Source organism: Brevibacterium ravenspurgense (assembly GCF_001584615.1).
GTDB lineage: Bacteria > Actinomycetota > Actinomycetes > Actinomycetales > Brevibacteriaceae > Brevibacterium > Brevibacterium ravenspurgense.
Genome location: NZ_LQQC01000012.1, coordinates 277,063 through 296,953, shown reverse-complemented (window position 1 = coordinate 296,953; position 19,891 = coordinate 277,063). Strand labels below are relative to the sequence as shown.

Annotated in this window: 16 protein-coding genes; 4 read left to right on the top strand and 12 right to left on the bottom strand. The window is 63.2% G+C overall.

Annotated elements, in window-relative coordinates:
• Positions 1 to 245 precede the first annotated feature (245 nt).
• The 6 genes from Bravens_RS09920 to Bravens_RS09895 form a co-directional block, all read right to left on the bottom strand.
• A complete protein-coding gene (locus tag Bravens_RS09920; protein ID WP_062022986.1) occupies positions 246 to 1,583 on the bottom strand; it encodes a dihydrolipoamide acetyltransferase family protein in 1,338 nt (445 codons plus the stop codon).
• 8 nt (positions 1,584 to 1,591) lie between these two features.
• Positions 1,592 to 2,557 carry an alpha-ketoacid dehydrogenase subunit beta gene (locus tag Bravens_RS09915; protein WP_061944974.1) on the bottom strand — a complete coding sequence of 322 codons (966 nt, stop codon included), beginning with the start codon at positions 2,555 to 2,557 and terminating at the stop codon, positions 1,592 to 1,594.
• Positions 2,558 to 2,589: 32 nt separating this feature from the next.
• Positions 2,590 to 3,738 (bottom strand): pyruvate dehydrogenase (acetyl-transferring) E1 component subunit alpha, encoded by a 1,149-nt coding sequence (gene pdhA / locus Bravens_RS09910; protein WP_061944717.1) that lies wholly within the window; start codon positions 3,736 to 3,738, stop codon positions 2,590 to 2,592.
• A 145-nt stretch (positions 3,739 to 3,883) separates the two neighbouring features.
• Positions 3,884 to 5,290, bottom strand: a complete 1,407-nt coding sequence (locus tag Bravens_RS09905; RefSeq protein ID WP_062022984.1) for a PGAP1-like alpha/beta domain-containing protein — start codon at positions 5,288 to 5,290, stop codon at positions 3,884 to 3,886.
• On the bottom strand, positions 5,287 to 5,934 hold the full coding sequence (locus Bravens_RS10580) for a hypothetical protein (protein ID WP_157452748.1): 648 nt from the start codon (positions 5,932 to 5,934) through the stop codon (positions 5,287 to 5,289). The genes Bravens_RS09905 and Bravens_RS10580 overlap by 4 nt, the downstream gene beginning before the upstream one ends.
• Positions 5,931 to 6,158: a hypothetical protein gene (locus tag Bravens_RS09895; protein ID WP_062022980.1), complete on the bottom strand. Its 228-nt coding sequence runs from the start codon at positions 6,156 to 6,158 to the stop codon at positions 5,931 to 5,933. Before Bravens_RS09895 ends, Bravens_RS10580 begins: the two co-directional genes overlap by 4 nt.
• 123 nt (positions 6,159 to 6,281) lie before the next feature.
• On the opposite strand from Bravens_RS09895, the gene recQ reads away from it, so the two are divergent.
• Both recQ and purB read left to right on the top strand, forming a co-directional pair.
• Positions 6,282 to 8,114: a DNA helicase RecQ gene (gene recQ, locus Bravens_RS09890; RefSeq protein ID WP_062022978.1), complete on the top strand. Its 1,833-nt coding sequence runs from the start codon at positions 6,282 to 6,284 to the stop codon at positions 8,112 to 8,114.
• A gap of 7 nt (positions 8,115 to 8,121) precedes the next feature.
• The gene (gene purB / locus Bravens_RS09885) at positions 8,122 to 9,555 is read left to right on the top strand and encodes an adenylosuccinate lyase (protein ID WP_062022976.1); all 1,434 of its coding nucleotides are present in this window, start codon (positions 8,122 to 8,124) and stop codon (positions 9,553 to 9,555) included.
• Between the two features lie 128 nt (positions 9,556 to 9,683).
• On the opposite strand, the gene Bravens_RS09880 is transcribed toward purB, so the two are convergent.
• Entirely contained in the window at positions 9,684 to 11,336 is a 1,653-nt protein-coding gene (locus Bravens_RS09880; protein WP_062022973.1) for an aldolase/citrate lyase/malate synthase family protein, read from the bottom strand.
• A gap of 156 nt (positions 11,337 to 11,492) precedes the next feature.
• Positions 11,493 to 12,767, bottom strand: a complete 1,275-nt coding sequence (aceA, locus tag Bravens_RS09875; RefSeq protein WP_062022969.1) for an isocitrate lyase — start codon at positions 12,765 to 12,767, stop codon at positions 11,493 to 11,495.
• Positions 12,768 to 12,992: 225 nt separating this feature from the next.
• Between aceA and Bravens_RS09870 the strand changes: the two genes are divergently transcribed.
• Positions 12,993 to 14,531: a helix-turn-helix transcriptional regulator gene (locus Bravens_RS09870; RefSeq protein WP_062022966.1), complete on the top strand. Its 1,539-nt coding sequence runs from the start codon at positions 12,993 to 12,995 to the stop codon at positions 14,529 to 14,531.
• Here the strand turns inward: Bravens_RS09870 and Bravens_RS09865 are convergent.
• Positions 14,438 to 15,232 carry a hypothetical protein gene (locus Bravens_RS09865; RefSeq protein ID WP_061944690.1) on the bottom strand — a complete coding sequence of 265 codons (795 nt, stop codon included), beginning with the start codon at positions 15,230 to 15,232 and terminating at the stop codon, positions 14,438 to 14,440. The genes Bravens_RS09870 and Bravens_RS09865 overlap by 94 nt on opposite strands.
• A gap of 147 nt (positions 15,233 to 15,379) precedes the next feature.
• On the bottom strand, positions 15,380 to 17,038 hold the full coding sequence (locus Bravens_RS09860; protein WP_062022963.1) for a SulP family inorganic anion transporter: 1,659 nt from the start codon (positions 17,036 to 17,038) through the stop codon (positions 15,380 to 15,382).
• 230 nt (positions 17,039 to 17,268) lie between these two features.
• Here Bravens_RS09860 and Bravens_RS09855 point away from each other — a divergent pair, with 230 nt between their 5' ends.
• On the top strand, positions 17,269 to 18,126 hold the full coding sequence (locus Bravens_RS09855; protein WP_062022960.1) for an NUDIX hydrolase: 858 nt from the start codon (positions 17,269 to 17,271) through the stop codon (positions 18,124 to 18,126).
• 29 nt (positions 18,127 to 18,155) lie between these two features.
• Here Bravens_RS09855 and Bravens_RS09850 read toward each other — a convergent pair whose 3' ends face one another.
• Together Bravens_RS09850 and Bravens_RS09845 are read right to left on the bottom strand one after the other, a co-directional pair.
• Complete coding sequence (locus Bravens_RS09850) at positions 18,156 to 18,590, bottom strand: hypothetical protein (RefSeq protein ID WP_062022957.1); 435 nt, start codon at positions 18,588 to 18,590, stop codon at positions 18,156 to 18,158.
• 84 nt (positions 18,591 to 18,674) lie between these two features.
• A complete protein-coding gene (locus tag Bravens_RS09845; protein ID WP_062022954.1) occupies positions 18,675 to 19,787 on the bottom strand; it encodes a PucR family transcriptional regulator in 1,113 nt (370 codons plus the stop codon).
• Positions 19,788 to 19,891 lie beyond the last annotated feature (104 nt).

Here is a 19,891-nt window from a genome sequence, read left to right as displayed (position 1 = left end):
GCGAAATAACCCGCATCCAAAACGAACTGAACCGACTCGCCGCAACCAAAACCCGCAAAATCGAAGAACAACCCCACCCACACACCCCACCAACCACAAGCATACGCCGCGTCAGCTAAACCCCACACCCACTACGCGGGGAAAAACACATGAGGCACGGACCCCCACTACGCGGGGACTTGACAATGAGGCACCACGAATCGGACTGCAGCTCTGGTACAGCCGAGGCGCATCGGCACCGCACCTTAGGCCAGCATGACCGCCGGGTCTTCGAGTGCGCGGCCCACGTCGGCGAGGAACTTCGAGATGATCTCGCCGTCGACCAGCCTGTGGTCTGCAGACACTGCCAGCGTGGTGATTTCGCGCGGCACGATTTCTCCGTCGACAACCCACGGGCGCTGGCGCACCTGGCCGAAGGCGAGGATGGCGGCTTCGCCGGGGTTGATGATGGGCGTTCCGGCATCCACGCCGAACACTCCGACGTTGGTGATGGTGATGGTTCCGCCGGTCTGCGCTGCCGGGGTGGTCCGGCCTTCGCGCGCGGTGAGTGCCAGTTCGCGGATCTCTCCGGCAAGCTGACCCAGTCCCATCGCGTGGGCGTCCTTGATGTTCGGTACGACCAGGCCGCGCGGCGTTGCTGCCGCAATGCCCAGATTGACGTAGTGCTTGACGACGATTTCGTCGCCCTCCAGCGAACTGTTGATCCGCGGGTTGCGGGCAACAGCCCAGGTCACAGCCTTTGCGACAACGGCCAGCGGCGACAGCTTCACATCGCCGAGAACGCCGGAGGCCTTGAAGCGACGCACGAGCTCCATGGTTTCGGTCATGTCCACGTCGAGGAACTCGGTGACGTGTGGCGCGGTGAACGCCGAATCGACCATGGCCTGCGCCATGAACTTGGTGACGCCCTTGAACGGGATGCGCTCTTCGGTTCCCGGTGCGGCAGCAGCTGCCGAGGTGCCGGTCGCCGGGGCGTCCGCGGTGTTCGCCTGTCCGCTTTCCATGTACTTCACAAGGTCGGCGCGAGTGACGATGCCGCCTTCGCCGGTTGCGGGGACATCGGCGAGGTTGATGCCGTTGTCCTTAGCGAGCTTGCGCACGGGCGGCTTGGCCAGGGCGTGTCCGGCACGAGCCGGGGCGGCCGGTTCGGGCTGGGCTGCGGGCTTGGCTTCAGCTGCGGGAGCCGCTGCCGCCGGAGCTTCCGGCTGGGCCTGCTGTCCCTTACGGGGGCGGCGGCGCTTGGACTGCGCGGTGGTTCCGTAGCCCACGAGGTTGGGGCCGGAGCCTTCATCGTCCGCGCTGTCATCGGCTGCGTCCGCTGCAGGAGTGTCACCGGATGCGGAGCCATCGCCTTCGAACTGGAGGATCGGGGTGCCGACTTCGACGGTCTGGCCTTCCTCTACCAGCAGCTTGGCGATCACACCGGCGTGCGGGCTGGGCAGTTCGACGAGCGATTTAGCGGTTTCGATTTCGACGAGGATCTGGTTGACCGTGACGGTGTCGCCTGCGGCGACCTTCCACGAAATGATGTCAGCTTCGGTCAGCCCCTCGCCCGGGTCGGGCAGGAGAAATGTGTCTGTCATTGGGTTCCTTAGAAGTCCATAGCGCGGTCGACGGCATCGAGAATGCGGTCAAGGTCGGGCAGGTAGTGCTGTTCGAGCTTCGAACCGGGGTACGGGGCGTGCGGTGCGCCGACTCGCAGCACGGGAGCTTCGAGGTGGTAGAAGCAGCGTTCGCTGATCCGTGCGGCGATTTCCGACCCCAGGCCCAGGAAGACGGGGGCTTCGTGGGCGACTACCAGACGGCCCGTCTTCTTCACGGACTCTTCGATGACCGGGAAGTCGATGGGGTTGAGACCGCGCAGGTCGATGACTTCGAGGTCAACGCCTTCTTCGGCCGCAGCGGCCGCGGCGTCGAGCGCCTGCGGAACGAGCGGACCGTAGGCCACGAGCGTGCAGTCCTTGCCGGGGCGGGCGATCTGCGCGCTGTAGGCGGTGGTTGCGGGGTTCTCAAGGTCGACGTCGCCGCGCAGCCAGTACTGGCGCTTGGGCTCGAAGAAGATAACCGGATCGGGGCTCTTGATGGCTTCCTGGATCATCCAGTAGGCATCGTTCGCATTCGACGGCGTCATAATCTTGAGCCCGGCGTGGTGGGCGAAGACCGTTTCGGGGCTTTCCGAGTGGTGCTCGGGCGAGCCGATGCCGCCGCCGTAGGGGATGCGTATGACGACCGGCACATTGAGCTTTCCGCGGGTGCGCGCGTGGAGCTTCGCCAGCTGGGTCACGATCTGGTCGTAGGCCGGGAAGACGAACGCGTCGAACTGGATTTCGACAACCGGACGGTAGCCGCGGATGGCCATGCCGATTGCGGTGCCGACAATGCCGGATTCGGCCAGTGGGGCGTCGATGACGCGCTGTTCGCCGAAGTCCTTCTGGATGCCTTCTGTCACACGGAAGACACCGCCGAGCTTGCCGATGTCCTCACCGATGAGAACGACCTTGGAGTCTTCTTCCATGGCCTTGCGAAGGCCCGCGGTGATGCCCTTGGACAGGGGCATCTTCTGGATCGAGTCGAGGGTGGAAGCTGCGGTCACAGTGCACCTTCCTCTGCGAACGAGTCGAGGTATTCGAGGTACTCGCGCTGTTCGGCTTCGATGAGAGGATGCTTTTCGACGAACACGGAGTCGAACATTTCTGACGGTGCCGGAGGTTCCATGGCCATGCAGGCCGCGCGGATGCGGGCTGCGAGAGCATCCGCTTCTTCGTCGATCTCATCGAAGAACTTCTGGTCGGCGTAGTCCTCGTGGTGCAGGAAGCGTCGAACCCGGTCGATCGGGTCCTTTTCGAGCCACGATTCCGTCAGTGCGTCTGAACGGTACTTGGTGGGGTCGTCAGCAGTGGTGTGTGCGCCCATGCGGTAGGTGAACGCTTCGATCAGCATGGGGCCCAGGCCTGCGCGAATCGAGTCGGCGCTGGCCTTCGCCACGGAGTACATGGCCAGAACGTCGTTGCCGTCGACGCGCACACCGGGCACGCCGAAGCCGGTTCCGCGCTTGAACAGCGGTGCTGCCATCTGTGCGGAGTTCGGTTCCGAAATGGCGAACTGGTTGTTCTGGATGAAGAACAGGACGGGTGCGTGGAAGACAGCTGCGAAGTTGAGGCCTTCCGAAACGTCGCCCTGGCTGGTTGCGCCGTCGCCCATGCAGGCGACCGAGATGGTGTCGCGGTCGAGGTCGCCGGTGGCGACGTCGCCGTCGAACTTCACGCCCATGGCGTAGCCGGTGGCGTGCAGAACCTGCGAGCCGATGACGATCGTGTAGGTGTGGAAGCGGTTTTCCTGCGGGTCCCAGCCGCCGTGGTGCTGGCCGCGGAACATGCCGAGCAGCGTTTCGGGTTCAACCCCGCGGCACCATGCCAGACCGTGTTCGCGGTAGGTGGGGAAGACGAAGTCCTGTTTGCGCAGTGCGCGGCCCAGTCCGATCTGTGCGGCTTCCTGGCCCTTGAGCGGCGCCCACAGGCCCAGCTGTCCCTGACGCTGCAGGGCGTTGCCCTCCGCGTCTACTCGACGGATGAGCACCATGTCCCGGTAGAACTCCCGCATGTCCTCGCCTGTGAGGTCTGCGGCGTAGGAATCGTACTCTCCGGAGCGAACTCGCTTGCCTTCGGGCGAAAGCATCTGAATCATCGGACGATCTGAATCTTGTGCAGTATTGGTGTTGCCTGCGAGATTCGAAGTCATAGCTTCTCCTCTAGTCGTGGCCGAATGGCTTGTGGCCTCTTTGCCAAACCAACCGAGCGCTCGGCTGTTCGCCTAGGCGTCGGTGACTCGTTTCACATTGTGAACACAATCTAACGGAAGTGACGACCCATGCCAAGATGAGCGCTTATTTTTCCTTCCGGACCCCTTCGAATTCGCGTGACTCTTCGACCGTGCCGCCAAGAAAATCGCGGTTGTCTTTCGAGAACTGCACAACATCGGGCTGTCTGCTCTTCTCGAGATCGCGGATGACCTCAGTGTACGCATCAGATGAGTGCGCACCCAGAGGGCTGTCGACGGGTGGTGAGTCGGCGATGATGGTGGTCCAGTTGCGCTTGTCTGGGTTGTCCGTGCCGTCGAGTGCCGGAATCACGTCCCGGTCCTGTTCGATGGACAGCACCTTGGTGTTGCCGACGTCGAAGCGCCCGATGGGGCTGCCGACCGTGACCACCTGCCTCACGTTCGCCTGTTTGCGGAATTCGGGATCGGCCGCCAGCGATGCCGCAACAATCCCGCCCTGCGAATAGCCGACGAACATGACTTCGTCATCCGGCCCGATGCCGCTTTCCTTTATTGCCGTCCTCACCACGTGGCGCATGGCGGATTCGCGCTGGGCCATGGTCTGCACGTTCGTAGCGGTGTCCGTTGTGTTGCGCCCTCCTTTGACACTCCAGTCAGTTGTTGCGGGCACATACACGATGTAGCGCTTCTTCCCGTCCGGCCCACGCACGGCGTCCACCCGAACCCTGCCGTTGTCGCGTCCGGAGTGCGCAGCGACTTCACGTTCGTACAGACCTGACAGGGAGCCCGGCGACCCACCGGGCGTCGCCTTGTAGGAGCGGACCTCCGGCGGTTCTGTCGGGAAGGCTCCGCTGGCTTCGCCCGTCCTGGCCAGAGAGCGCGTGAGCGGTCCGGCGCGCATCGCGTCGATGATCGGAGGCAGCGGGGGCAATCCGAACAGTCCGGTGGCGAAACCGGAAAGTCCCGAATCGAGGACTCTGCTGAAAGCGCCCGTGTTGTTTGCCAGCGCCTGTTCAAAGATCCCGCGGGCTGCTGCCATGGCCTTCTTGCCGAATTCGGGGCTGTTGCCGGTGGCAAGCGTGACGAGGCCGTCGGCCACCGCAATCCATCCGGCCGCTGTCAGCGCTGCGATGACCGCCGGCACCGCCCATAGGGGTGCTGTCACCCGCACTGCGACTCCCAGTCCCCAGCCGGCGGCCCAACTGCCGATCTGCTGCGCCGCTCGGGCCGCGGAATCCGCCGTTTCATAGCCTGCTGCCGCCAGCAGTGCCTGCGTTCCGAGCTTCGTAATGCTGTCACTGAGCCCGCGTGTGCGCATGAAGAACGCAGTACAGGCGTATTCAACCTTCGCCCACGTCACTGGCGAATCCAGCAGTGAACTCACGCCCGGCGGCGGTGGGGTTGCCCGTACAAGGTCTCCGACGGTTCCGCCCAGACTTTCCAGCGCACCTCCGGCACTGCGAATGTTTTCCAGTCGGGCAGAGAATCCACGCTCACCTCCGATGACCCTCATGATTCGACCCATTCATAAGCCGCGGCGAGCGCTGCGTCGAGAACCGCGACAGTGGCAGCGGGACGGTCTGCGGCAGTGAATTCGACGTGCTCAAACACATGTCCCGGCTGGCCTTCAGGCGTAAGCGCACCCACGGCGAAACGGCCGTCACTGTAGCCGGCGGCGAGTATGTCGCCGAATATCTGCGGAAGGTCGCCCAGATCGCAGAAGGTTCCGCGCAGCAGGCGTCCGCGTACGGCCTCACCCAGGTCTGCCGGAACACCGTCGGCGCCTAATTCACCGCTGTCCTGACGCACGATGACCGCGGCGGTTGCCGGATCGAACACAGCGTTGATGACAAGCATGCCCGGCGGCCCGCACGCATAGGCGGAAAAGACAAAGGGGCTCGAGGCGAAGGCCACTGCGAACGCAAGCTCGGCACTGTCGACGGGCTCCCGAGGGGAGCCCTCACGACTGCCCCCGCCATCCGCGCACTCCCCACCAACGCACGAGGTGCCACTCCCCTCCCCCGGAACCGGCACCTCGTCAGTTGGTTCCCCAAGATCCGGTTCCTTCAGAGTCGGCACGACCCCGGCTGGCAGGAGCGCGACGAGGTCCGGCGGCAAATCGGCAAAAGCGCGAGGATCAAGATCCAGCCAGGTCATGGCGCCACCTGCCTGACGTGCTCGGCGAAGGCGAGCACGACCTCACCTGCCATGCGTTCAGCCTCAGAGCAGGCTCGTGCGCGTTCCCGCAGCTGCCAGCGGAAGGCGTCAGCGGCCGCGCCCTCCCAGTAGTCGGGGTCGGCGGCGGCGACAGCTCGTGCCAACCCTGCCCATTCGGCGCTGGCGGCTTCCCATTGCTTCATCATTGCGTGCAGTTCGTCCATGGCCCGATCCTCCGCACCGCCGGCACACAGCCACCAGATCCCGCAGCGCCCTGTGGACAAGCGCGCAATTGTCCACAGCCGGTCGACACTCAGCCGCACACTCCCCAGCAACACGGATAGGGTGTGCCCGTGACTGCCGAACAGCGAACCCCCGCCGAAGTTCTCGATTCCGTCTTCGGCTATTCGTCGTTTCGGGGGCAGCAGGAGGAGATCATCGAGCACCTATGCACAGGCGGTGACGCGGTAGTCCTCATGCCCACTGGCGGCGGGAAGTCGCTGTGCTACCAGATTCCGGCCCTCGTGCGTCCCGGAACCGGCGTGGTCATTTCGCCCCTCATCGCGCTCATGGAGGACCAGGTTGTGGCCCTCGAAGCGCTCGGGGTCAAGGCCGCCTACCTCAATTCGAGCCTGAGCCCGGAAGAAGCTCACGAGGTGCAGGCCCGGTTCCGCTCGGGTGCTTTGGATCTTCTGTACTTGGCTCCCGAAAGGCTCGTCCAGGAAAGGACGCTTCGCCTCCTCGAACAGACAGAGGTTTCGCTGTTTGCCATTGATGAGGCGCACTGTGTGTCCCAGTGGGGTCATGATTTTCGGACTGACTACCTGGGTTTGTCGGTTCTGCATGAGCGTTTTCCCACCGTGCCGCGTGTCGCGCTGACGGCAACCGCCGCCCCGGCTGCCCATGATGAACTGACGCGGCGGTTGGCCATGGGTGAGGCGCGCCATTTTGTTTCGAGTTTTGATCGGCCGAACATTCAGTACCGGATTGCGGAGAAGACGTCTCCGCGCCGGCAGCTGGTGGAGCTGATCAAGGATGAGCATCCGGGTGAGGCGGGCATTGTCTACTGTTTGTCGCGCAAGTCGACGGAGCAGTTTGCGGATTACCTGTGTGAGCAGGGCATTGATGCGATGGCGTATCACGCGGGTTTGCCGCAGGAGGAGCGTTCGGCCCGGCAGGCCCGGTTCTTACGCGAGGACGGCGTTGTCATGGTCGCCACGATTGCGTTCGGCATGGGCATTGACAAACCGGATGTGCGCTTTGTTGCCCACGTGGATCTGCCGAAGTCCGTTGAGGGCTATTACCAGGAAACGGGCCGTGCTGGCCGTGATGGTCTGCCGGCGACCGCGTGGATGGTGTACGGCTTGGGCGATGTGGTTGCTCAGCGCAGGCTGATCAGTCAGTCGGAGGGTTCGCCGCAGCACCGGCAGAACTTGAGCCGGCATTTGGATTCGATGCTGGCCCTGTGTGAGTCGCTCACGTGCCGCCGCCAGCAGATTCTGCAGTACTTCGGCGAGGAATCCGGCCCGTGCGGCAACTGCGATACGTGCCTTCATCCGCCGCAGGCGTGGGATGCGACGGTGGCGGTGCAGATGCTGCTGTCGGCCATCATCCGTTTGGAGCGCGAGCGAGGTCAGCGGTTCGGCACGGGGCAGATCATCGATGTGCTGCGCGGCAAGAACAATCCACGCTCGGACGAATCTGACCACAAGAGCCTGTCGGTGTGGGGCATCGGCGCTGATCTGAGCGAAGCGCAGTGGCGTTCGGTGTTCAGGCAGACCACGGCGCGCGGCTGGACGGTGCCGGTCGGCGAGTACGGCGTGTTCATGGTCGATGCTTCTGCCGACCCGGTGCTGCGCGGTGAGGTCAGGGTCGAACTGGCCAAGCCGAAGAGGCAGACCAAGGCGAGCTCCGCCTCGTCAGGGAGTGTGCGGAAGTATCACCTGACAGAAGACCAGGAGGAGATCTTCAACCGGCTGCGCGCCTGGCGGAAGACCACCGCCGCAGACTCAGGTGTCCCCGCATACGTGGTGTTCCCGGATGCGGCGCTCATGCACATTGCGATTGCCCAGCCGCAGTCGCTGGCTGCTCTGCGGAAGGTCAGCGGGGTCGGCGACAAAAAGCTCGAGGCGTATGGAACCGAGGTCGTGGAAATCGTCACGGGAGCGGACGTGGGATGATGGGGCTATGACTCGCGTGACTTTGGCTGACCTTGACCCCGCTATTGCCCTGAGCCCGCTTGATGGCCGCTATCGTGCCGATGCGGCGGGCCTCGTCGACTACCTGTCTGAGGCCGCACTCAACCGCGACCGCATCCACGTGGAAGTGGAATGGCTGATCCACCTGTCGGAAAACGGTGTGATCGACGGTGTGCGCGCTGTGACGGACGAAGAGAAGGCCGGCCTGCGCGGTCTGGTCGAGAACTTTGACGCTGACACGATTGCCAAGCTCAAGGACATTGAGAAGGTCACGGTGCATGACGTCAAGGCAGTCGAGTACGTCATCAAGGACCGCCTGGCTGAGCTGGGCGGGGATGACCTGCGCGAGTTCGTGCACTTCTGCTGCACCTCCGAAGACATCAACAACCTGTCCTACGCCCTGGGGCTCAAGGGCGCGGTGGAGAACCAGTGGCTGCCGCGGGCCGAAGCTCTCATTGATCAGCTGACGGACATGGCGCAGGAACTCGCGGACGTTCCGATGCTCGCCCACACGCACGGTCAGCCGGCCACGCCGACCACCATGGGCAAGGAAATCGCGGTGACCGCACACCGCCTGGCCCGCCAGTTCAAGCGGATCAAGGACACTGTCTACCTGGGCAAGATCAACGGTGCGACCGGCACCTACGCAGCCCACTCGGTCGCGGTTCCCGGCGCCGACTGGCCGGAGATCGCCCGCAGCTTCGTGGAAGACCGCCTGGGGCTTACGTTCAACCCGCTGACCACGCAGATCGAATCGCATGACTTCCAGGCGGAGCTGTACTCCGACATCGACAGGTTCAACCGGATCGCCCACAACCTGGCGACGGACTTCTGGACCTACATTTCGATGAACTACTTCAAGCAGATCCCCGTTGAGGGTGCGACCGGTTCGTCAACGATGCCGCACAAGGTCAACCCCATCCGCTTTGAGAACGCAGAAGCGAACCTCGAAGTGTCCTGCGCTCTGCTGAACACCCTGGCCGACACGCTTGTCACCAGCCGCCTGCAGCGCGATCTGACGGACTCCACCATGCAGCGCAACATCGGTGTGGCGTTCGGCCACTCGATCCTGGCGATGAACAACCTGGTCAAGGGCCTGAAGATGCTCGACATCAACCGCGACGCCCTCGATGCCGACCTCGAAAGCAACTGGGAAGTGCTCGGCGAAGCAGTCCAGTCGGTCATGCGCGCGGCCTACCTGCGCGGTGTTCCCGGCATGGAAAACCCCTACGAAAAACTCAAGGAGCTCACGCGCGGCCACCGCATCGGCCAGGCTGACCTGCAGGAATTCACTGCGGGCCTGGGTCTGCCGGAAGACGACGCCGAACGTCTGAAGGAGCTGCGCCCGCAGACCTACATCGGTCAGGCCCGCCAGCTTGCCGCCGATCACGCCGAACGCTGGAGCGCGCTGAAGAACAGCTGACCGTGCTGCCCACTGTCAGCTGACCCCAGCACAAACTGACGAGGTGCCGCTCACCTGGAGCGGCACCTCGTCAGTTTTTCTGTGCGTGCGGTTCTGTGTGTGTTTCGGTTCCGTGTGCGAGAACCGGATCACGAGGCCCGGCGTGCGGCCCGCTCCACGAGGAAGCGGTCATAGGCCAGCCGCACGAAGGACTCCGTGAAATCTGGGTGGTCGACGGTTTCGCGCAGCATGTCCGCGATTTCGTGGAAGTAGTCGGCGGCGTGCAGCGGCACAACCGCGAGTTCTTCCGCGACAGCGCGCGTGAAGACCGTCGTATCGAAGGTTCGTCCGTCAGTGAGTTCAACGCTGTTGCGCAGCCACTGCCACAGCTGACTGTGGGACAGTTCCGCCGCGGCGGTGCCGATGATTCGGCCGTCTTCGCGGTACTCGCCCAGGCCCGACAGGTAGGTGTCGGTGTAGCCGAGCACACGGCGGATGTTGGCGTGAACATCGTCGATGCTGATGTTCGGGATGCGGGCACTCACGATGAGGGCGGTGCGGCCGGGGTCTGTGGTCGGCTGGGTTTCGCCGGCGGCCACGTGGGCGCGGGTGGTGTTCAGGAGTTCGCGGGCTTCTTCGACGAGGGCCGGATCGCCCACGCGGATGCGGGTCATCTCAGGCCGCGTGGAATCGTATTCGGCGCTGAACAGGGCACCGTGTGCTGCGCTGAGAGCTGCCGCGCGGTCCAGCAGAGCGGTAACGGACGGTTCGTCGTAGTCAAGCGTCGTCCAGTCGTCGAACGAAATGTCTGCGAAGTCGCGGGCTGCGGAAATGAGCGAGGACATGTAGGCGCGCACACCGGTTGTGACGGTTTCGCAGTGCTCGCGCAGGGCGAAGAGGATGTCCTCAAGGAAAGAGGCACCGCCGAAGGTGTCCACCTGGACGGTGGCGCGGATGAAGCCGCGCTCAAAGCCCATGCGGTCTTCCGCGTAGGCGAAGACGCTGTTCCACAGGGCAGCTTCGGCTGCCGTTTCGATGCCCGGCAGGTGCACCCGCAGGTGTTCACCGCGCATGTACAGGCCGGCTGCGTTGTGGAAGAAGAACAAGCCGAAGTCAACCAGACCGGCAACTGAGCGGACGCGCCGACCGGAGTCGGACTCCCACACCAGGTGAGCTTCGCGGGCGTGGAGGTCACGCGGGCGGATGCTCACCTTCGGCATCTGCCGGGTGCGGATGCTTACCCGGTGACCGTTGTGCGGATCGACGGCGAAAGCCTCTCCCCGCACAACGGCCCTCAGGTTCTGCTGAGCGGTGACGACGTTCTTCCACCGGTGGCTCAAACCGGTGTGGAAGTCAGCCACCCACAGCTGTGCTCCCGAACGCAGCGCGTCGGAAATCTGCTGACCCAGAGCAGGAGCAACCACCTCGACAAAGCCGATGCTGCGGCTGTCAGTGCCACGCGAGGTGTCGCCCGAGATCCCGGCGGTGTGCGGGACGTCCGCGTCGGCAGTGCCAGCTGGGGTGTCTGGGGAGGAACAGACATCCTGACCGGCACCGACAACGCGGAAGCCCGGCATCGTGCGCGGATCTTCGTCGGACTCTCCCGAGGCGGACTGGACCGAGACCGGCTGCCCCGAGGCGGGCAGGCGACCCACGTCTGAACGCGACCGGGAGACCTGCCGACCGTGAAGCACTGTGCGCAGTTCGGTCTCGAACTCACTGTGCAGAGCCGCAGCGAACTCGAGAGCCGGAGTGGAGAGCACTCGGCCGAACTCGGAAGTCTGGGTTCCGCGGACAATCATGCGAGACACGGTGTGATCCTTTTCTGGGTTAACGTCGGCCCTGGCAGGGGCTGTGGCTTGGCTGCCTCCGTGGTGTGACTTGGCTGCCGCCGTGGAGTGGCTTGGCTGCCTCCGTGGCTGCCAGAGCCGACGTTCTAGGGGTTCTTCTGACGTGGGTCAGAACTGAGCGGACTCGGTGGAGCCCTTCATTGCGGTGGTCGAGGACTGCGGGTTGATGATGTTGGCAACCTGGTCGAAGTAGTCCACACCGACCTCGCGCTGGTGGCGGGTTGCGGTGTAGCCGCGGTCTTCGGAGCCGAATTCGCGTTCCTGCAGTTCGACGTAGGCCTTCATCTGTTCGCGGGCGTAGCCGTGCGCCAGGTCGAACATCGAGTAGTTGAGCGCGTGGAAGCCGGCCAGGGTGATGAACTGGAACTTGTAGCCCATCGCACCGAGTTCGCGCTGGAACTTGGCGATCGTGGAGTCGTCCAGGTGCTTCTTCCAGTTGAACGAAGGCGAGCAGTTGTAGGACAGCATCTGGTCCGGGTATTCGGCCTTGACCGCTTCGGCGAACTGCTTGGCGACTTCGAGGTCAGGCGTCGAGGTCTCCATCCAGATCATGTCGGAGTACGGAGCGAATGCCTTGGCGCGAGCAATGCAGGGCTCGATGCCGTTCTTCACACGGTAGAAGCCTTCCGCGGTGCGCTCACCCGTGATGTAGGGCTGGTCGCGCTCGTCAACGTCCGAGGTGATGAGGGTCGCTGCTTCCGCATCGGTGCGGGCGATGATGAGCGAGGGCACGTTCTCGACGTCGGCTGCAAGACGGGCCGTGTTGAGGGTGCGGATGTGCTGTGCGGTCGGGATGAGCACCTTGCCGCCCAGGTGGCCGCACTTCTTTTCCGAGCCCAGCTGGTCTTCCCAGTGGACACCTGCAGCACCGGCGTTGATCATGCCGCGCATGAGTTCGTACACGTTCAGCGTGCCGCCGAAGCCTGCTTCAGCGTCAGCGACGATCGGAGCGAACCAGTCTTCGACGGTCTTCTTTCCGTCGGCCGTTTCGATCTGGTCGGCGCGCATGAGGGCGTTGTTGATGCGGCGCACAACGGCGGGAACCGAGTTGGCCGGGTACACCGACTGGTCGGGGTAGGTCTGGCCTGCGAGGTTCGCGTCAGCGGCAACCTGCCAACCGGACAGGTAGATGGCCTTCAGACCGGCCTTGACCTGCTGGACGGCCTGGTTACCGGTAAGCGCGCCGAGTGCGTTGACGAAGTCTTCCGTGTTGACCAGTTCCCACAGGCGTTCGGCACCGTGGCGGGCGATGGTGTGCTCTTCGATGAGCGAGCCGCGCAGCTTGACGACGTCTTCAGCCGTGTAGTCGCGTTCGATGCCCTTCCAGCGGGGGTTTTCGTCCCAGTCCTTCTGGATTGCCGAAGCGTTGTGCAGGTCAGTCATGGTTTCTCCTTTGTGAGCCGTTGTGAGCCGTTGCACCGGGGAAGCTGGTGCCTCTGGGGCTGTGCCGTTGTGGCTGTGCCTTGGGCGGTGCTGCCGGTTCCGGTGTTGGATTCAATCTTTCTCTGTGATCCAGGTCTCCGGAAGACTTTCTGAGGAGAATTTCAGCTATTTTTCTGCTGTATAGAAATTACTGTCTTATTTTGCATTTGGTGCGATACTGGCCCTATGACGAGCTCACCTGAAAACAGCTTTCTGCCCTCCGGGGCCAGCCAGTCTGACCCTGCGGAAGCTGACGCCCTGTCCATTGGCCTCAACCTGCGGCACTACCGCGGGCAGGCCGGGATGACGATGGCGGAACTGGGTGCGCTCGTGGGGCGCGCGGCATCGCAGATCTCTGCTTTTGAAACCGGCAAACGCGCACCCAGCCTCGACATGCTCGGCACTTTGGCCAGCGCACTGGATGTTTCGGTTGACGACCTCCTCAACCCCACCCCGGCTGATCCTCGCGCGGCGCTGGAACTCGAAGTTGAGCGCCGCCAGAATTCTTCGCTGTACTCCGTCCTGGGCCTGCCGACTGTTCGGGCCAAATCACTGGGCAATGACGAACTCCAGGCGATTGCCTCATTGCAGCGAGCCCTGGCGACAGTCTTGGAACAGCGGGCCGCAACACCAGAGGAGGCTCGCCGAGCCAACCGAGTGCTGCGCGAAGAAATGCGCGCCCAAGACAACTATTTCCCGGACATCGAAGCCGCCGCAGCACAGCTGCTTGGCGCCATTGGGTCGGGCGACGGCCCCCTGTCACAGGCACAGACCGCCGCAATCGCCAACCACTTGGGCTTTTCCCTGCACTACGTGCCGGACCTCCCGGAGTCCACGCGGTCAGTGTCGGACACGCGCAATAAGCGGCTGTACCTGTCGAACGATTCACAGGCACTGGGCGATCCGCGCTCCCATGTGCTCACCGCTTTGGCGTCGCACGTGCTTGGCCACACGCCGCCGAAAAACTTCCAGGATTTCCTCCGCCAGCGCGTCGAAGTGAATTATCTGGCCGCAGCGCTGCTCGTGCCAGAAAAATCAGCCGTTGAACAGCTGCAGAACGACAAGAAAAACCGGCGTATTTCTATTGAGGAGCTGCGTGACCGTTTTTCGGTGTCCTACGAAACGGCCGCACACAGGTTCACAAACCTAGCTACGCGCCACCTGGATCTTCCGGTGCACTTCATGAAGGTCGCCAAGACGGGAACCATCCACAAGGCGTACTCAAATGATGGGCTACCCTTCCCCCAGGACCCCCTGGGGTCTGTCGAAGGGCAGTTTGCGTGCAAGCGGTTCACGTCGCGTGCCGTGTACCGGGTGGAAGACCGTTTCAGCCCGTATTTTCAGTACACGGACACCCCGGAGGGAACCTTCTGGTGCACCGCTCGAGTGCTGCCCGGAGGTGAGTACTCGATCAGCGTCGGCGTGCCGTTTGCCCACGTCAAGTGGTTCATGGGGCAGGAAACGCCCCACCGGTCGGTATCGAAGTGCCCGGACCCCAGCTGCTGTTCGCAGCCCCCTGAACAGCTCAGTGCCAAGTGGGAAGACGCCTCGTGGCCGGCAGCCCGAACCCACGCCTCGCTCCTTGCCGCGGTCCCACCGGGAGCGTTCCCCGGTGTTGACCGCACCGAGGTCTACGCCTTCCTCGAGCGCCACGCGCCGACGGACACGGCAATCAATGCGAACAATGCAAGCGCGCCGATGGACCAAAGGATCACGTCGAGGTAAGTGAAGTCGTAGAACTGCCCAGGGCCGCCATAGGCTGTGATGGGCAGAGAGAAGATCGACATGAGCGTCGGCAGTGACAGCACTGCAAACAGGGTGAACAGCTTCCACGGCTGCGCGCAGCCGCTCAGTTCACGGGCGCGCAGGGCGCACGTGAGCGCCGCGGTCATAAGCAGCAGCGCCAGGATCTGGGAGGCAGGGAAGGCCACATTGTTGTTGAGGATGCCTTCGAGGAAGACCCCGAACACAGTCACGGCAAGCACTGCAGCATAGAGAATCGCGCACAGAAGCCAGGCCGAAGCTTCGGCAGACAAGGCTGCGGGAAAGGCTGCGGCCAGGCAGATTGCTGCTGCAATGATGAGTGCCGGCAGGGCCACCAGCATGAGGAAGCCGGGAAATTCGCCGAACAGCGCCTTCTCTGCGCTGGTGTCAAGCAGCACAAGGACACTGCCGATAACCGCGGACAATCCTAAGCCGATGAGCGCGCCCTTGCGTCGCGAGGATTGGCCGTGCTGCTGCCCCGGTGCGGCGAGGACCATTGCGAGACCTGCCGCTGCGAACACGGCAGTTCCGATAAGGGCGAATCGGTAGGAAACAACGTCGAGGAGCCCATCACTGAAGCCGTTGATGCTTGCCGCAATGACAAACAGAGCCCCGGAAACAAGCCACAGTGAGCCACCGGGCTTTCTACTCGAATCACGCATTGATTTCCCTTTCCACACCGGGGAGCGCAGCTCTGGTTCGGTGCTTCTCTGCACTCAAGCTGCGCTTCTCAGCGGCGTTTCTCAGCGGCCTCGGCGCTCCTGTGCTGCCGAAGTCAGATTCGCTCAGCTTAACCTACAAGCGGCGAGTCAGCCGCGTTTTGCGGCGACGATTTCGCGAGCCTGAGCTACAGCGTCCGGCAGTGACGCGATGATGTAGTCGTCTTCGCGCAGTGATGACAGGACGCCAGTCGAGGTCGCCAGGTGTTTGTGCCGTTCTTGCAGACCCTTGACGATCACGGTGATCTTGCGCCTGCCGAAGACTTTGATGAGTTCGGCGAGCACGCGCGCTCCGGAAGAGTCCATGAACCGCAGCTGGGACAGTTTGAGGATGACGACGTCAACGTCGTTGATGCCCTCAATTGCTTCGACAGCGGTGAGGATGCGGTCGCCGATGCCGAAGTACAGCGCACCGTCGAAGCGGACGATCGCAATGTGCTTGTCTTCCGGCTGGTGGGGTTCGGGAATCTCTTCGTGTTCCACGGCAGCGGTTTTCGACAGGGCGCGCAGTGCGAACACTGCGGTGACCGCAATGCCGATGAGCACTGCGAAGATCAGGTCGAAGGACACCGTGATGAGTGCTGTCAGGGCGAAGATGAACGCGTCCTGCCGGCTGCTTCGGATGATCTTGCCGGCGTTGTGGTAGTCGACCATGTTGACGGCTGTCACCAGCAGAACACCGGCGAGCGCGACCATCGGGATCTGGCTGACCAACCCGGAGGCCAGGTAGACGACTCCGGCAAGGAAAAGCGCGTGGACGATGGCGGCCAGGCGGGTGCGTGCTCCCGCGCGGACGTTCACGGCGGTGCGGGCGATGGCACCGGTGGCGGGCATGCCGCCGAAGAAGCCGGAAGCGACCCCGGCCAAGCCCTGGCCGAGCAGTTCACGGTCACCGTCATAGGCTCCGGCCGATGTCATGCCGGAGGCCACGCGGGCTGACAGCAGGGATTCGATGGCGGTGAGTGCTGCAACCGCGAATGCGGGGCCGATGAGTGCTTGCAGCAGCGCAAGATCAGCGTCCGGCGCACTCGGTGCGGGAAGTGATGTGGGCAGTTCCCCGATCACGGCGAGAGGCGCCTCGACAACCTGAGCAATGACCGCTACCGCGATGATCGCGAGGATCGAACCGGGCAGACGTTCGTGCAGGCGGGTTGACCCGACCATGATGATGGCCACGACGGCGACCATGGCCAGCGACCACAGCATCTGGGTGGTGTTGATGTGGGCGAAGGATTGGACGGCCGCGATGATGGCATTCGTCGACTCTCCCGGCTCTGACCCCAGGGCCGCGGGCACTTGCTGCATGAAGATGATGATCGCGATGCCCAGCGTGAAGCCCTCGATGACGGGCCACGGGATGAAGGCGACCACGCGCCCCAGTTTGAGTACGGCGGCGGCGATCACCAGGATTCCGCCCATGATGGCCACAATCGGCAGTGCTTGATAGCCGAATTCGGTGGCGATCGGCAGGAGGATGACGACCATGGCGCCGGTCGGGCCGGACACCTGCACGTGGGAACCGCCGAAGATGGCGGCGACAAAACCTGCCACGACCCCGGTGATGAGCCCCATTTCGGCGGGTGCTCCACTGGCAATTGCGAAGGCGAGCGCCAAGGGGATCGCAACAATGCCAACGGTGATGCCGGCCATGATGTCGCGCAGCCAGCTGGAGCGCAGCTCAGCGTAGTCAGACAGGCGTGGGGACAGACGAGCCACTCGCAGTGCCGCTGCTTCTGCCCGCTGCCCCATGAATCTGCTCCTTGTGCCTGCGCTGTATCCGGTGTCTGCGCTGTGCCCGCGCGTCGAACCTGCTGCGGGCCCTGGTGAGGGACCCTCACCTGGAGTTTATAGGCGGACCGGGCAGGCACCTCGTGATGTGGTGCAGAAAACCACGAGGTGCCAGATGGCTCGGTCTTCTTTCGCGGGCGGGTGCGGGCCCGCTGGTGGCGCACCTGGTGGTGGGGCCATACAGTGAGGGCATGGATCCCAGAATTCACTTCTCAGCAGAGTCGCTGGCGAAGATCAAAGAGCGTATGAGCGGCGTTGAGCCGGACACTCCCCGACCGTCGGCCACCGTGATCTTGTTGCGTGATGGCGAGCGCGGACCGGAGGCGTACCTGCAGAAGCGCCAATCGTCGATGGTGTTCGGCGGCCGGCCCGTTTTCCCTGGTGGGAAGGTCGACGCTGCTGACAGTGCAGAAATTGATGCGTGGCATGGGCCCTCGCCTGAGGAATGGGCGCAGCGGCTGGGTGTCAGTGCGGATGAAGCGCGGGGCCTGCTGGTTGCGGCGGCGCGGGAGACTTTTGAAGAGTCCGGTTATCTGCTGGCCACGGCTGCTGATGGCGGCGAGCTGACCGCGCTGAACACTGATGAGTGGCGGGCTGACCGGGAGGCGGTTGATGCCCGAGAAATGTCCTTTGCTGATCTGCTGCGCAAGCACGGTTTGGTTCTGCGCACTGATTGGCTCACCCCGTGGAGTGTGTGGGTGACACCCGAGGTTGAGCCGCGCCGCTTCCATACGTGGTTCTTCTTGGCCGCTTGCCCTGTTGGGCAGGAGGTTCTTGGGGTGTCGGCTGAATCAACTGTCGACGGGTGGATCACGCCTGAAGACGCTGTGCGCAAGAGTGCCGCCGGTGAGCTGCAGCTGATGCCCCCTCAGCTGTGCACTTTTGTCGAACTGTACGGGCACGCTGGTGTTCGCGAGGTGCTTGCGGGCAATCGTGACGTGCTCGAGGTGCGGCCGTTCGTCGTGGAGAACAGCGACGGGTCGGGGCACCTGGAACTGCCGGAAAAGCTCATTCGTCTGGCTGACGAGGTGGGGCGGGCAGTTCTGTAGGGACGGGGCTGCCGTGCTGGGGACCGGGTCTATTTGTTCTTTTTTGCCCTCTTGGCTTCTCGGCGCTGCCGGGCTCGGGCACGTTTCTTCTTGCGAATGTCAACAACCCAACGCGGCACAAAAGGCCATGGCAGCGGGATTCCCAAAATGCCCGTCATGCCGATGACCGCGATGACGAAAACCGCCATGAACGGAAGAGCAATGATCGTTTCGAGGGGCTCAGGGAAGCTCATGCCACCCAGCAACAGCGCCACCCCGAGAACACCGAAGAACAGCGAACCGTAGGGAACCAAATACAGGGAGGCATCACGGTCCGTGACACCGCTCTCCGCCCCATTAGCCGAGTCGTACCACTTTTCGGTTTCAGGCTGTTTTCGTATGGCCTGCATGTAGTAGGTCCAGCCGAGACCCCCGCCGAGAATCAAGCCGAGCGCTAGAAGCAGCTCGGTGGTATCCAGACTCATTAAACGGTGACCTCCGGCGGATGCTTGGGGCGGTGCTGAACAAAAACCTACCAGCGTTCGGCGAGGGCCACCTAGCCAGAAGAATCAGAGCGCCGCGCCCTCCCGCCACAGGTGCGCAATGGAGAGGCTCGCCAGAAAGTCGACGTTCTTCATCGACTCACCGTGGGCCTGCTCGATCTGGCTTAGGCGATACCGCACGGTGTTCGGGTGAATGGACAGCGCTTCTGCGCACTTATCAACGCTCTGGTCATGCTGAATATAGGCGCACACCGTGGAGACCAGGTCCTGTTTGTCGGCGATGACGGCCGCAAACCGGTCGAACTGCGAATAGTCCAAACGCGAAGGACGCTGTGCCAGCAGCCACTCCAAAGGTCGAAGCTCAACAACGGTCTGCACTTTTCGCCCCCGGTTGATCGCCATCCGCTCAGCGCGGATTGCCGCTGCCGCATGATCCGGAACCGTGCCCAGGTCGTCGAACACCTCGGAAACCCCTGCCGATTCCACACCCTCGATCTCACGGAGAGCGTCCACAATGTTCAGGTCAGCGCTGATGAGCATGCGAAAGGTGGAGCGCTCATCCCCGCTGATTGACTGATGGATCAGCGCGATTCCCCCGTCGGCGGCCAACTTCTCGGTTTCTTCGACAAGCGAGGCCGGTTCGACATTCACCGTGCCGCGCACGTAGACCACGGGAGAGTAGACCGTGAACCCCAACCGCTCCAGACTGTCCCAGTAATACGGCACGCGCGCTGTCAGAACACCCGATTCCAGCTGGCGGAGAATCTGCTCGGACCAGCGCACACGCTCATAGGCAGCAAATGCTGCTACACCGTCAAGACTTGCCAACACTGCCTCAAGACGCTCAAGCAACCACAGGCCGTCATCCTGCATAAAACCTTCGTCCGACCCAACGAGAACCGCACAGTAGCGGCTGCCGCGAATCGTCACAGCGCGCACCAAAGCACGCCACCGCCCCAACTGCAGCTGCCCCTCGGCAATGCCGTTATCCAGAGAAGCCGCAAGCAGATGCACGGGCGCCCTCCCGGCAGCGCGAACAGGATTGGCCGAGTGGTCGAAGATAATCGCCCCGCCGTCGACATAGGCATTGAGCTGGCGAACTACAGCGCCCAGAGGATCGGGCGAACCCATGGCCCGCAGCAGGGCCTCAACAGCGGCGAGCCTTTCTTCAGCGTCCATGGCACCTCCCCTTTCGACGCCTTTGGAGAATCTACAAAAACGGCCGGGGAAGACTTCGTTTTCACCATTGAACCACGGTGTGCTCCGAACCACACTGGGAGGCA